Raw genomic sequence first — 11,314 nt, 5'->3', positions numbered from 1 at the left:
ACCGACTAGTGACCAAAAAATTTTTAGTGGACACTAGTGATAATACTTTAAAAATTTAACTTCACCTACGTTTTTTAAAAGCTTTTGGTTTTCAATGAAGTTTTGTCCGTATTTTAGCCAACGTTTGGTAAATCTTTTGAATTTAGTACATGGGAAATCAGAACACTGGAAACAATGTGTTATTCTTTTTTCCAAGCAACATAAATGGAATGTTTTACATTTTTCACAGCGAGAACCATTCTGTTCTGCTCCTTTGCAGGGACTTTTTTCTCTTGTGTATATGGGACAACCACCACAAAAGACACCACAAGCAGGAATACGTCCGTTATACGATTTCATTCAGCCAGCCTTTTCGCCATCCAAAAATTGGTGAGATAAAGTTGGTTGGCTTTGCGTTTCTGTTCCACTTCTACTATATAGCCTCTTTTCTCAAAGAATGGACGGGCTGTCAGGCTTACTTCTGATGTAATTCGCATGATTCCTCTTGCGGTTGCATACCGTTCTATCTCATTTAGAAGTATGGTAGCAATGCCTTTACCTTGAAAATCTTTATGAATAAACATAGAATGCAAATATCCTTGGTGGGTAATGGATGAAAAGCCGACAATCTGTGACTGTTGATTGGTTGCCACAATAAAATAATGTGTCTTAATCATGTCTTTTATGTGGGAGAGGTCGTTTCCGCACGATGCCCAATCTGCCACTTCTGCTTCTGAATAGTCACGTTTGTTTATATGGAGGACTGTCTCTTGAAACAAACTCATAAGTTCAAGGGCATCAGACTGTTGGGCAATTCTAATTGTAAAATCTGTATTCATGTTTTTAAGTGCTAAAATGTATGCTTTTAGATGTTCCATGTTCTAACAGAAAGTCTTTCAATGTATTTATTGTGTTTGCAAAGATAATTTTTTCATTTCTAATTTATTGGTTTAGGAAACCAAGTTGTTGATTCTCTGCTTCGAATATAAAAAGTATGCGAATTTTTTATGAAGCATGGGAATCTGCTTTCAATCGCCAGCCAATGGCTGATGAATTTAACCGGGTAGATTTCTTGTCAATCGGTTTCAGACCTGCTTATAAGAACAATTTATAACAAAGTACTCCCAATAAAAGCAAGACTAAAGCACATGCTGCAAGAATCGTCTTTGCCCTGAATAGATGTTCTTTATCTGATAATTCCTTTTCAGTAGTATTTCTTCGGATTTCTTCTATTTCCTCAATGGTTACATCGGCTCTCTCAGGACCTTTCCTTTTTACAAGGTATTTGTAGTGCTCCCGCATCCGTCCTCTGCTCAACTTGCGGAGAGCACGGTTCTCTTTATCCCTTTGTAGCATGTCATTGATGCAGCCTAATGTTCCCATAAGCAGATTTTTATCATGTGTAAGCAAAATGGTCTGCTTGCACGTGTACTAAGATACGGCATTTATGTCGCTTTCGCAAGCGATTTTGTGTTTTTTGATATAAACTGATGTGACGATACGATTTTGATAGTTATGTTAACTCATTGTCTGCCAGAGAGTAATTTTGCCAACCCATTGTCATGCTTTTGGCAAACTTTTGCCATGCCTATGGCAAAGTCTTGCCAATAGGGTGGCAAAATCTTGCCAACTTGTCGGCAAGAAAGACACACACTGTTCCCTATACCTTTATTATAGTGTGATAGTGTGAGAAGTGTTTTTCCTTTTTAAAACTTTTGTGTAGAATGATGATGGGCTTCTTTTATTCTGTTTTGCCGGACGGCATCAGCAGTTCTTCTTCATTGTAGCGCGGTCGGTCCTTCACCTCAATGTATATTTTGCCGATGTATTCGCCTACAATCCCCAGCGACACAAGTATCACACCTCCTACCAGCCAGACGGAAATCATCAGTGATGACCATCCGGGGACGGCGTTATGCTGTGTGTAAGAGTGAAGTGTCCATCCGGTGACACACAGTGCCACAAGAATAAAGATGCAGCCTATCCAAAAAATCATACGGACCGGTTTGACGGAAAAGGAAGTGATACCGTCGATGGCAAAATTAAGCATCTTCCGGAAAGGATACTTTGATTCTCCGGCAAAACGCTTGTCACGATTGTAGTACACGCTGTCCGTCTGGTAGCCGATGAGGGGAACCAGTCCCCGAAGAAAAAGGTTGCGCTCGCGGAAGCGGCATAGGTGTTGTACAGCCCGCTGGCTCATCAGGCGGTAGTCGGCATGATTGTAGACGGATTTTACCCCCATTGCCTTCATCAGCCGATAAAAGACCAAAGCGGTGTTGCGTTTGAAGAAAGTGTCGGTCTTCCGTTCTTTACGTACGCCATAAACGATGTCATTGCCCGCTTTATAGCTGTTTATCATGTCCGGAATCACCTGGATGTCATCTTGCAAGTCTGCATCAATGGAAATGGCTATCTCGCAACGGTCTTTTACTGCATTGAGTCCTGCCAGCAGGGCATTCTGGTGTCCTACGTTTCCTGCCAGGTTCAGTCCGCAGGCATAGGCCGTATTTTGGTGCAGTTCTTTGATGATAGCCCATGTCTGGTCGGTGCTTCCGTCGTTTACATATAATATATAGCTTTCCGGGGAAATTTGCCGGGCTTGTATCAGCCGGTCGAATAATTGGCTCAATCGTTTATGGGTTTCATGCAGCACTGCCTCTTCTTTGTAGCAAGGTACGACAACGGCGAGTATGGGAGAGTTTTCCATCATAGAACAAATCTTTTTGCAATATTCGTAAGAAATCGGGAGAAAAACAAATTATCACTCTTTTCTTTTGAAAACGAAACGTACGAGTAAGAAGTTGACCGGAATGGCGATGGCGAAAACCGGAATGGGGGCCAGAGGTTTGGGGATGCCCATCCAGAGAGAGAGGTTCAGCAACCCCATGTGTAGCAGATAGCTGCATAAGTGTGCTCCTCCAAATCCGAAGGCTTTTCTCCATGAGGGCTTTCGGCCGAAGGTAAAGTAAGCGGTCAGATAGAAATTGGCGATGAAGCTGAGAGCATATCCCAGTGTATAGGCTATGTTTACATTGATAACCCGTTGTAATACAAAATACAATCCGTAGTGCAGAGCTGTCGCAAAGATGCCCACCATTACGAAGCGTACAAATTCCGGTAGTTGTTTCAGCCGCTTCATCTTAACATTAAATATCTACTCTCTGTTGCCATTATCATTGGGGCGGCAAAGTTAGGCATTGTTTCAGAATTATTTGTAATTTTGCTTTGCGAAATTAAGCTGCATCTCAGCAAATTGCAAATAAATTTGCATCTGCTTTCGGTTTGCGCTATCTTTGCGTCCAGAAAACATAAAAAACAAATAAGGTATGTCGGACAGAAAGAAGGCGTTCTGGTTTATTGCGCTGCTGAGTGTGCTTGTGGTTGTTCCCTTTCTGGGAGAAACCATTTTTTATTCCAAGGGGGAACCGCGGGAGGCGATTGTTGCCCTTTCTATGCTGGAAAGTGGAAACTGGATACTTCCGGTGAACTATGGTACTGATATTGCTTATAAACCCCCTTTCTTCTACTGGTCAATAGCCGCCGTCTCTTCCCTTTTTGGAGAGGTGACGGAGTTTTCTGCCCGTTTCCCGTCTGCATTGGCTTTTTTAGCCATGCAGTTAATGTTCTTTGCCTTTGTGGCAAAACGTAAAAACGTTCAAACGGCGTTTCTGGCCTCTATTCTTCTTTTGTCTTCTTTCGAGGTGCATCGGGCGGCTGTCGCTTGTCGGGTCGATATGGTTCAGGTTGCCTTTATCGTTATTTCCCTTTGTCTGCTGTTCCGCTGGGATGAGAAGGGATGCCGCGGAGTGCCTTGGCTTGCGGTGTTGCTGATGGGATGTGCCACGTTGACCAAAGGGCCGGTAGGCTCCATATTCCCTTGCGCGTGTATCGGTGTGTATCAGTTGTTGCGCGGACGTTCTTTCTGGAAAGCGTTTTTCTCGTTGGTAGGTATCGGCTTGCTTTCTTTTGTTCCTTATTTAGCTTGGGTATACGTAGCTTACAGACAAGGTGGACAACCGTTCCTCGATTTGGTTCTGGAGGAGAATACCAGGCGGTTTATGGGCAAAATGTCCTACGAGTCCCATGAAAATCCTATATGGTATAATTTCCTGACTTTGATTTGGGGATGGATTCCCTGGACGTTGGTTCTGGTAGTTTCCTTGTTTGGCTTGAAGTGGAAAAACATGCGTTGTCTGCCGGAAGGGGAGACCCTGCTGTTGCGGTTGAAGAAGGGCTGGACTGCTTTCCGCAACCAGTCTCCGGTACAATTGTTCACGTGGCTGGTCATTCTGATAATCTTTGTCTTCTACTGCATCCCCAAGAGTAAGCGGAGCGTTTATCTGCTTCCCATCTATCCGTTTATGGCAGTGCTGATAGCTGAGTATCTGTTGGCTTTGGTACAAAAGGGGGCACGAGTTTTCAGGATTTGTGCAATCATCTTTGCTTCTTTGGGCTTGTTGCTTACGCTTGTTTTTGTCGTAGTTCGTCTCGGCCTGGTTCCCGACAGCGTTTTTGGAAGTGGACGCCATGCCGCTGAGAATGTAGCCTTTATGCATGCGTTGGAGGATGTGGCTTTGTCTGTTCCCAAGTGGCTCCTGGTAGCGCTTCCCGTAGTAGCCGCTGTCTGCACATTATGTATGGTGGTAAAGCGTGCGGATAGCCGGTCATTATTATATGGTATAGCAGGATGTATGCTTTGTCTTTTCGTATCATTGGATTCGGTTTATCAGCCCACGGTGCTGGCTGTGAAATCAGATAAACATTTGGCTGAAAGGGTCAATACGTATGTTCCGGAAGGTGTGGTCTATTCTTACTCGAAAATGAGTTTCTATGGTGTTAACTTCTATCTGAAAGACCGCATGCGGCACATTGAAAAGGAACGTCCGTCCAGCGGGGAGGGCTATTTGTTGGTTCCCGTAAAGGAGGAGGAGAATATGTTGGGAGAGCTGGAACAGACGTATCATCTGGAAAAGATATTCCGTACAGACAGACGCAGTTGTGATATGCGTAATGAAATCTGCATGTATAAATTTAGGGCGATTGACATTCATAACCCATAATTTATAACTCATAACTTAAAATGAATCCGATAGATATCATTAACAAATATTATCCGGAAGAGAATGAGTTGCGGCATATACTGTTGACGCACAGCCGTTCCGTAGCCGACAAGTCGTTATGGATTGCCGACCGCCATCCGGAACTTTCATTGGATAAGGATTTTCTGTACGAGGCTGCCATGCTGCACGATATAGGCATTTTTCTTACAGATGCGGCAGGTATCCATTGTTTTGGCGACAAGCCTTATATCTGTCACGGTTATTTGGGAGCCGACCTGATACGCGGCGAAGGCTATCCCCGCCATGCTTTGGTTTGTGAACGCCATACGGGTGCCGGACTTTCATTGGAGGGAATCATTGCGCAGGATTTGCCCGTACCGCATCGTGAAATGGTTCCGGTCAGCTTGGAAGAACAAGCTATCTGTTTTGCCGATAAGTTTTATTCAAAAACTCATTTGGAAAAGGAGAAAAGTGTAGAAAAAGCCCGAAAAAGTTTGGAACGTTATGGTGAAGAAGGGGTACGGCGCTTTGATAATTGGTGCGAACAGTTCTTGTAGCAATCTAAATTTCTTTAAAAAGGGAGATTATCCGTATAAATTATGTACTTTTGCCCCTCCAAGCGTAAACTATTAGTTAATGACGCCATTGAAAGCAAATACATTCATATCATTCATACTACTATTCGTCTTGCTTCTTCTCTCCGGTGGGGCTGCTTCTCAGCGCCGTAGAGCGAAGGTTGCGCCTCCGAATATTCAGCGGACAGACACGTTGCAGGTAGGGGATAGTTTGCAGATGGGAGACTCCCTGCAAGGGGGAAAGGGGCTTCCTGCCGATTCGTTGCAACAAGATACGGTAGCGGCTGCGCCTCCCAAGAAGGATGCATTGGATGCTCCCGTAGCCTACGAAGCCAATGACTCCATTGTATTTACGCAGAGTGGCTTTGCCCATCTTTACGGCCAGGGAAAGGTGAGTTATCCGGGTGCTGACCTGGAGGCTGATGTCATCTCTATGGATATGGACAACAGTACGGTTTTTGCCCGTGGCGTGGTCGATTCTGTAGGAACAGCCAAGGGAAGACCGGTCTTCAAAGACGGGGACACCTCCTACGAAACCGATACTATCCGTTATAACTTCAAGAGTAAAAGAGGTCTTATCAGCAATGTTGTCAGCCAGCAGGGCGAGGGATACGTGACCGGTAATAATGCCAAGAAAGGGAATAATGATGAACTCTATATGAGGAGCGGTCGTTACACGACTTGTGACCATCATGACCACCCCCATTTTTATATGCAGATGACTTATGCCAAGGTACGTCCGAAAAAGAACGTGGTGACGGGACCTGCCTATCTGGTAGTAGAGGATGTGCCGCTTCCGCTTGCCGTTCCATTTTTCTTTTTCCCGTTTTCTAGCAGTTACCAGTCCGGTTTTCTGATGCCTACCTATATGGATGACTCCAATCGTGGCTTCGGTCTGACGGACGGTGGATATTACTTCGCCATCAGTGACCAAATGGACTTGAAGCTGCGGGCGGATATCTTCACGAAAGGTTCTTGGGCGCTGAATATGGAGTCGAACTATGTGAAGCGTTACAAATATTCCGGTTTGCTGCAGGCAAGCTATCAGGTGACCAAGACCGGTGACAAAGGCTTGCCCGACTACTCGGTTGCCAAAGACTTCAAGGTGGTGTGGTCTCACCGGCAGGACCCGAAAGCGAGTCCGAATTCTACCTTTTCTGCCAGTGTGAACTTTGCTACCAGTAGTTATGAGCGTACCAATATCGGCAATATGTACAACTCCCAGGCAATGTCGCAGAATACCAAGACTTCCAGTGTCAGCTATTCGCGTAACTTTCCCGACCAGCATCTGAGCATCTCCGCTTCAGGTAATATTGCCCAGACCATGCGCGACTCCTCTATCGCGGTGACTTTACCGGACATGACCATTTCCTTGAGTACCATTTTCCCTTTCAAGCGTAAACATGCAGTGGGAGATGAAAAGTGGTATGAGAAGATTTCCGTTCGCTATACTGGCCGTGTGAAGAACAGTATCAAGACGAAGGACAATCTGTTGTTCAAGAAGAACCTGATACGCGATTGGGAGAACGGTATGCAGCATGAGATTCCGGTAAGTGCCACGTTTACTTTGTTCAAGTACTTCAATGTGACGCCTACCGTAAACTATACGGAGCGTTGGTACACCCGCAAGGTGAAGAAGGACTGGGACGATGAGCAAGGCAAGGAGGTGAATGATACGACCTACGGTTTTCACCGTGTATACGACTACAGTGCCAGTCTGGGTATCAATACCAAAGTTTATGGTATGTACAAGCCATTGTTTATGAAGAAGAAGGAGATACAGATACGTCACGTCATCACTCCCTCCATCAGTTTCAGCGCTGCACCCGATTTCACTTCGTCCCGTTTTGGCTATTATGACTCTTATATAAAAGACCAGAACGGCATTCGCGATACCGTGCAGTATTCCTATTATGCCGGTCAGGTGTTCAGTCCGCCAAGTGGAGGAAAGCAGGGGCTTATCAGTTTCAATATCTCCAATAACCTTGAAATGAAGTTCAAGGATAAGAATGACTCTATCCGCAAGGTGAGCCTGATTGACGATTTGAGTATGGGTATCAGTTACAACACGGCTGCCCAGGTGCGTCCTTGGAGTGACTTGAGCTTTAATCTCCGTCTGAAGTTGAGCAAGAGTTATACGTTGAGTATGAGCTCTACCTTTGCCACTTATGCTTACGAGTTTGATGAGAACGGAAGGGTGGTGCCCGGTAACCGTACGGAATGGTCGTATGGCCGTTTCGGTCGTTGGTCGGGATATGGTACGTCGTTCAGTTGGACCGTGAACAATGATTCGTGGAAGAAAATAAGGAACTTCTTCACCGGTCAGAAGGATGACGAGGAGCAGGGCCAAGACCAGAATGCCTCGACGGAGGAAGACGGTGACATGGAGGGGGAAACTACCGAGGACGGCACTCCGAAGAAGAAGAAGGAAAAGGCTGCTGCCGATGCTGACGGCTATCAGGTATTCAAGATGCCTTGGTCTATCAACTTCAGTACCGGTTTCAATATTACGGAAGACACCAGTAAGCCCATTAATCGTAAGAACATGCGCTATCCGTACAAATTCAGCCTGAATTCCCTTAATATAAACGGTAACGTCAAGCTTACCAATAAATGGGCTGTCAGCTTCAATTCCGGTTATGACTTCAATGCGAAGGAGATAACGCAGACCGCTTTCAACATCACACGTGACCTGCACTGTTTCAGCATGACGGCTGCCATATCACCTTTCGGACGCTGGAAATACTATAACTTTACCATCCGTGCCAATGCAAGTATCCTGCAAGACTTGAAATGGGAACAGAGAAGCCAGACTCAGAGTAATATTCAGTGGTATTGATGTTTACCAAATTATTTCCGTCTCTCCATGTTCCCGCAAATACTCGTTTGTTTTGCTGAAATGCTTGTTCCCGAAGAAGCCGTTATAAGCGGATAGGGGAGATGGATGTGCCGAGGTGAGTACCAGATGTCGGCTACGGTCGATGAATGCCCCTTTACGTTGGGCGTAGGCTCCCCAAAGAATAAATACAAGATGCTCTTTTTCTTCGGCGAGAATGCGGATAGCCGCATCTGTAAATGTTTCCCAACCTCGGTTTTGGTGAGAACCGGCTTGGTGTGCACGTACGGTGAGGGTAGCATTGAGCAGCAATATGCCTTGCTCTGCCCAGCGTGTCAGATTGCCGGTAGTGGGGGCATCAGTGCCAATGTCATTTTTTATTTCCTTGAAAATATTAAGTAAGGAAGGAGGGAAAGGAACACCGTCATTTACGGAGAAACAAAGTCCGTGTGCTTGTCCCGGACCATGATAGGGGTCTTGACCGATTATCACGACTTTTACTTTGTCAAAAGGGCATAGGTTGAATGCATTGAATATCAGCTTTCCCGGAGGATATATTGCATATTTCCCATATTCGTCCCGTACAAAATCAGTCAATGTACGGAAATAATCTTTCTCAAATTCAGGTTGCAGATGTGCTTTCCAGCTTTCTTCTATTTGAACATTCATAATTGGATCTGTTAGTAGTTTCGGATGCTAAAGTACAAAATAAAAAATAAAGTCCAACCTTTTGAGGGGGTGAACTTTATATTATATGACGGGATAAATGTATATCAAATCAGGTGTATATTGTGTTCCTTGCACTCTTTGCGCATATCTTCCGGCCAGATACTGGCTTGTATCTCACCGATATGCGCCTTGCGCAGATAGAACATACAGAGGCGGGACTGCCCTATACCGCCACCGATGGAAAGCGGCAGTGTATCATTCATCAAGCGTTTGTGGAAGTAAAGTTCCAGGCGTTCCTCTTCGCCTTCCTCTTTGAGCTGGCGAAGCAGGGCTTCCTTGTCTACGCGGATACCCATGGAGGAAAGTTCGATGCTGCGTTGCAGGATGTGGTCCCATAGCAGGAGGTCACCGTTCAGTCCGGGGAGGTCGTTCAGCCCTTTGCTGGTATAGTCGTCGTAGTCCGGGGCGCGTCCGTCGTGCTTCTTGCCGTCGCTCAGCTTGCATCCGATACCGATGATGAACACTGCACCGTATTTCTTGCAAATGGCATGTTCGCGGCATTTGGGTTCCAAGTCCGGATACAGTTGGCGCAATTCTTCGGCATGGATAAAGTGAAGTTTCTGGGGCAGGCAAGGCTTGATTTGCGGATACATCTCATATACCATATATTCTGTGCGCACCATAGCTGCATAGATACGGGTTACTATCTCCTTGAGGAATTCCACATTGCGGTCTTCGGCAGTAATGACGCGTTCCCAGTCCCACTGGTCTACATAAAGGGAATGCAGATTGCCCAGTTCTTCATCGGCACGGATGGCATTCATGTCTGTGTAGATGCCATATCCCGGTTCGATATGGTATTCGGCAAGCGTGAGGCGTTTCCATTTGGCGAGGGAGTGCACCACTTCAGCTTTGGCGTCGCCCAAATCTTTGATAGGGAAAGTTACGGCACGTTCCACTCCATTGAGGTCGTCATTGATACCCATTCCTTTCAATACGAACAGTGGAGCTGTCACACGTCGCAGGCGCAGTTCGGAAGAGAGGTTCAATTGGAAGAACTCTTTAATTTGTTTAATCCCTAATTCAGTCTGTTTTAGGTCCAATAAAGGTTTGTAACCTTCAGGTGTTATCAGGTAGCTCATAAATTTATTCAGTATAACTTCTATTAAATTGCTCGGCAAAGATAGGAATAATATTGATACTTGCTTCTGTTTTGTGGGAAAAAAGAACAAAATGTTTGTGTAATTGCGGTTAGTCTTCTCAAAGTAATAATAAAAATATTCCTCGGTTTGATATAAAAAGCGTTTGAATGTTAGGAATCTGCTAATTTTTTTATACTTTTGCATCCACATTTGGCTCCGTAGCTTAGTGAATAGAGCGTCAGATTCCGGTTCTGAAGGTCGTGCGTTTGAATCGCACCGGGGTCACAAAGAAAGGAACTCCCTTTGCATGAATACTTTGCAAAGGGAGTTTCTTTTTATACAATACATCCAGAAAAGTCAACCATACGGTTCTCTTTCTTGTTATAATTTCCATAGAGTTAGAGGTATGAAACAAATAATATTTATTTTTGCAATGTTAATGACTTGTCTGTCCTATGCCGGTAAGCCGGAAGGACGGTCAGAAAGGAGAACAGACATGAAACCAATGAAAGAGATTTATCTGGCAGGAGGATGTTTTTGGGGTACCGAACATTTCCTGAAACAAATAGAAGGTGTGGAGGCTACCCAGGTGGGATATGCCAATGGAAATATAGCCAATCCTACCTATCAGCAGGTATGTACCGGTACCACGGACTTTGCCGAAACCGTAAAAGTACAGTATGATCCCGATGAGGTGGACTTGCCTTTCCTTATCGACCTTTATTTCAAAACGATTGACCCTACCAGCCTCAATAAGCAAGGGGGGGATAGAGGTACACAGTATCGCACGGGTATCTATTATACGGATACCGCCGACCTGCCCGTTATTCGTGAAACCGTTGACCGGCTGGCTGCCAACTACTCCCGTCCGTTGGTTGTAGAGATAGAGCCTTTGAAGAACTTCTATCTCGCCGAAGATTATCATCAAGACTATCTGGACAAAAATCCTGGTGGATATTGCCACATTAACCCCACCTTGTTCGACCTGGCACGTAAAGCGAAGATGAAGAAAGAAGGAGATGGCGAGTATTTAAACCTGGAAAAGTAACG

At 45.2% G+C, this 11,314-nt stretch carries 11 protein-coding genes and 1 tRNA gene; 5 read left to right on the top strand and 7 right to left on the bottom strand.

Features of this window, described 5'->3' with window-relative positions; translation table 11 throughout:
• Positions 1-33: 33 nt before the first annotated feature.
• From DW096_RS14940 to DW096_RS14920, 5 genes are all read right to left on the bottom strand, one after another.
• On the bottom strand, positions 34-339 hold the full coding sequence (locus DW096_RS14940) for a DUF3795 domain-containing protein (protein WP_120028810.1): 306 nt from the start codon (positions 337-339) through the stop codon (positions 34-36).
• Positions 336-818: a GNAT family N-acetyltransferase gene (locus tag DW096_RS14935; protein ID WP_005833190.1), complete on the bottom strand. Its 483-nt coding sequence runs from the start codon at positions 816-818 to the stop codon at positions 336-338. The genes DW096_RS14940 and DW096_RS14935 overlap by 4 nt, the downstream gene beginning before the upstream one ends.
• 256 nt (positions 819-1,074) lie before the next feature.
• Entirely contained in the window at positions 1,075-1,362 is a 288-nt protein-coding gene (locus DW096_RS14930; protein ID WP_005827260.1) for a hypothetical protein, read from the bottom strand.
• A 358-nt stretch (positions 1,363-1,720) separates the two neighbouring features.
• The gene (locus DW096_RS14925; RefSeq protein ID WP_098032134.1) at positions 1,721-2,692 is read right to left on the bottom strand and encodes a glycosyltransferase family 2 protein; all 972 of its coding nucleotides are present in this window, start codon (positions 2,690-2,692) and stop codon (positions 1,721-1,723) included.
• A 51-nt stretch (positions 2,693-2,743) separates the two neighbouring features.
• Entirely contained in the window at positions 2,744-3,121 is a 378-nt protein-coding gene (locus tag DW096_RS14920) for a GtrA family protein (RefSeq protein WP_005833184.1), read from the bottom strand.
• A 187-nt stretch (positions 3,122-3,308) separates the two neighbouring features.
• Between DW096_RS14920 and DW096_RS14915 the strand changes: the two genes are divergently transcribed.
• The 3 genes from DW096_RS14915 to DW096_RS14905 all read left to right on the top strand — a co-directional run bounded on the left by DW096_RS14915 (position 3,309) and on the right by DW096_RS14905 (position 8,456).
• Positions 3,309-5,042 (top strand): glycosyltransferase family 39 protein, encoded by a 1,734-nt coding sequence (locus tag DW096_RS14915; RefSeq protein ID WP_117589117.1) that lies wholly within the window; start codon positions 3,309-3,311, stop codon positions 5,040-5,042.
• Between the two features lie 20 nt (positions 5,043-5,062).
• The gene (locus DW096_RS14910) at positions 5,063-5,599 is read left to right on the top strand and encodes an HD domain-containing protein (protein ID WP_005827246.1); all 537 of its coding nucleotides are present in this window, start codon (positions 5,063-5,065) and stop codon (positions 5,597-5,599) included.
• A gap of 79 nt (positions 5,600-5,678) precedes the next feature.
• Positions 5,679-8,456 (top strand): putative LPS assembly protein LptD, encoded by a 2,778-nt coding sequence (locus DW096_RS14905; protein WP_005827242.1) that lies wholly within the window; start codon positions 5,679-5,681, stop codon positions 8,454-8,456.
• A 3-nt stretch (positions 8,457-8,459) separates the two neighbouring features.
• Here DW096_RS14905 and ung read toward each other — a convergent pair whose 3' ends face one another.
• Both ung and asnA read right to left on the bottom strand, forming a co-directional pair.
• On the bottom strand, positions 8,460-9,122 hold the full coding sequence (ung, locus tag DW096_RS14900) for a uracil-DNA glycosylase (protein WP_005827240.1): 663 nt from the start codon (positions 9,120-9,122) through the stop codon (positions 8,460-8,462).
• Positions 9,123-9,226: 104 nt separating this feature from the next.
• Positions 9,227-10,264, bottom strand: a complete 1,038-nt coding sequence (gene asnA / locus DW096_RS14895) for an aspartate--ammonia ligase (protein WP_008664075.1) — start codon at positions 10,262-10,264, stop codon at positions 9,227-9,229.
• Positions 10,265-10,476: 212 nt separating this feature from the next.
• Between asnA and DW096_RS14890 the strand changes: the two genes are divergently transcribed.
• A tRNA-Arg gene (locus DW096_RS14890) sits at positions 10,477-10,549 on the top strand.
• Positions 10,550-10,760: 211 nt separating this feature from the next.
• Positions 10,761-11,312 carry a peptide-methionine (S)-S-oxide reductase MsrA gene (gene msrA, locus DW096_RS14885; RefSeq protein ID WP_225982599.1) on the top strand — a complete coding sequence of 184 codons (552 nt, stop codon included), beginning with the start codon at positions 10,761-10,763 and terminating at the stop codon, positions 11,310-11,312.
• The last annotated feature ends 2 nt before the right edge of the window (positions 11,313-11,314 follow it).

The sequence above is a fragment of the Bacteroides sp. AM07-18 genome (genome assembly GCF_003602695.1).
Lineage (GTDB): Bacteria > Bacteroidota > Bacteroidia > Bacteroidales > Bacteroidaceae > Bacteroides > Bacteroides uniformis.
The sequence above is the reverse complement of the archived record's forward strand: the minus strand, read 5'-3'. Positions and strand labels throughout refer to the sequence as shown.

What these genes read in the sequence shown, in the direction of transcription:
- DW096_RS14940 (WP_120028810.1), bottom strand. Translation starts at nt 339, where the DNA reads ATGAAATCGTATAACGGACGTATTCCTGCTTGTGGTGTCTTTTGTGGT.
- DW096_RS14935 (WP_005833190.1), bottom strand. Translation starts at nt 818, where the DNA reads ATGAATACAGATTTTACAATTAGAATTGCCCAACAGTCTGATGCCCTT.
- DW096_RS14930 (WP_005827260.1), bottom strand. Translation starts at nt 1,362, where the DNA reads ATGGGAACATTAGGCTGCATCAATGACATGCTACAAAGGGATAAAGAG.
- DW096_RS14925 (WP_098032134.1), bottom strand. Translation starts at nt 2,692, where the DNA reads ATGATGGAAAACTCTCCCATACTCGCCGTTGTCGTACCTTGCTACAAA.
- DW096_RS14920 (WP_005833184.1), bottom strand. Translation starts at nt 3,121, where the DNA reads ATGAAGCGGCTGAAACAACTACCGGAATTTGTACGCTTCGTAATGGTG.
- DW096_RS14915 (WP_117589117.1), top strand. Translation starts at nt 3,309, where the DNA reads ATGTCGGACAGAAAGAAGGCGTTCTGGTTTATTGCGCTGCTGAGTGTG.
- DW096_RS14910 (WP_005827246.1), top strand. Translation starts at nt 5,063, where the DNA reads ATGAATCCGATAGATATCATTAACAAATATTATCCGGAAGAGAATGAG.
- DW096_RS14905 (WP_005827242.1), top strand. Translation starts at nt 5,679, where the DNA reads ATGACGCCATTGAAAGCAAATACATTCATATCATTCATACTACTATTC.
- ung (WP_005827240.1), bottom strand. Translation starts at nt 9,122, where the DNA reads ATGAATGTTCAAATAGAAGAAAGCTGGAAAGCACATCTGCAACCTGAA.
- asnA (WP_008664075.1), bottom strand. Translation starts at nt 10,264, where the DNA reads ATGAGCTACCTGATAACACCTGAAGGTTACAAACCTTTATTGGACCTA.
- msrA (WP_225982599.1), top strand. Translation starts at nt 10,761, where the DNA reads ATGAAACCAATGAAAGAGATTTATCTGGCAGGAGGATGTTTTTGGGGT.